The sequence below is a fragment of the Streptomyces odontomachicola genome (genome assembly GCF_039605595.1).
Lineage (GTDB): Bacteria > Actinomycetota > Actinomycetes > Streptomycetales > Streptomycetaceae > Streptomyces.
Map to the genome: position 1 here is coordinate 1 of NZ_JBCFOK010000047.1, position 279 is coordinate 279.

Below are 279 nucleotides of genomic sequence, written 5' to 3' on the forward strand. Positions count from 1 at the left end.
TGATGGGTAGGGGAGCGTCGTGTGCCGGGTGAAGCGGCCGTGGAAACGAGTCGTGGACGGTATGCGAGTGAGAATGCAGGCATGAGTAGCGATACATGCGTGAGAAACGTGTGCGCCGATAGACCAAGGGTTCCTGGGTCAAGCTGATCTGCCCAGGGTAAGTCGGGGCCTAAGGCGAGGCCGACAGGCGTAGTCGATGGATAACCGGTTGATATTCCGGTACCCGCTGCACAGCGTCCAACATCGAATCCGGTGATGCTAAGGCCGTGAAGCCCCCCG

General features: G+C 59.9%; 1 rRNA gene. It reads left to right on the forward strand.

The window, feature by feature from the left end:
- Window positions 1-279: ribosomal RNA gene (locus ABEE00_RS35725) — 23S ribosomal RNA — on the forward strand; the annotation flags it as partial.